The sequence below is a fragment of the Mesorhizobium sp. M7A.F.Ca.MR.362.00.0.0 genome (assembly GCF_004023175.1).
Taxonomy (GTDB): Bacteria; Pseudomonadota; Alphaproteobacteria; order Rhizobiales; family Rhizobiaceae; genus Mesorhizobium.
On record NZ_RZTF01000250.1, the window covers coordinates 1 to 993 of the forward strand.

The window sequence follows — 993 nt, forward strand, 5'->3', positions numbered from 1 at the left end:
GAACCTTCCTCGCTTTCGTCGACAGCGGCTCGCTGGCCCAGGCGGCTGCAAGCATCGGCCGTTCGCCCTCGGCGGTGACCGCCCAGATGCAGCGGCTGGAGGAAATCCTCGGCGAGCCGCTGCTGGCGCCGCAAGGGCGAGGGCGCGGCTTGACCCCTGCAGGCGAAGACCTCGTCGGCCATGCCAGGCGAATCCTTGCCACCCATCGCGAGGCCTGGCTGGCGCTCAAGGGGGCGCGCGCTGCCGGACGCGTCGCCATCGGCACGACACAGGATTTCGCCGACAGCGGCTTGCCGGACCTGCTGCGTGCCTTCGCCGGCAGCCATCCACGCGTCAGGATCGAACTGCGGGTCGGCCGTTCCGCCGAACTGGCGCAGGCGCTGCAGTCTGGCGGCCTCGATCTGGCGATCGTCATGCGCCAGGCAGCGGCGTTGGACGAGGTCGGCGTGCTGCGCGAGCCGATGATATGGCTGTGTTCGCAAAAAGGGCTGGCTTCGCGGCAGGAGGAATTGCCGCTGGCGCTGCTCGATCCGTATTGCGGTTTTCGCGAGGCAGCACTTGCCGCACTCGATGCTGCCGGCCGCCGCTACCGCATCGCTGCCGGCAGCGCCAGTCTGGCCGGCCTGCGCACGGCGGTGAACGCCGGTGTCGCGCTGACGCTGCGAACGGCTCGCTTTGCCCATTCCGGCATTGTCGAGGCGCCGCGCGAGCTTGGCCTGCCGCAGGTTCCAATGGCTGAGTTCGCCATCCGGTTGCGCGCTGGCTCCGATGGTCCGGCGGGCGATCTGGCGGCCCTTCTCAGCGGCAACCTTGCCTTGTCGGGCTGAATGCCCAAAGAAAAAGCCGACCTTACGGTCGGCTTGGAGTAGGACGGGCCGAGGGGTTTGGGGGGACTTGGGGATGGCCCGTCGCACCCATAATGCCTGACCCGGATGATGGTTCCGTGACTGTGTCACTTTTTTAAGAAATATTTGACGCCACGCGTTGCGGGCC

1 protein-coding gene is annotated in these 993 nt (G+C 67.6%); it reads left to right on the forward strand.

Features of this window, described 5'->3' with window-relative positions; all coding sequences use genetic code 11:
- The coding region (locus EOC06_RS25135) for a LysR substrate-binding domain-containing protein (RefSeq protein ID WP_128309057.1) at nucleotides 1-827 on the forward strand (827 nt) is incomplete at its 5' end.
- Nucleotides 828-993: the final 166 nt, after the last annotated feature.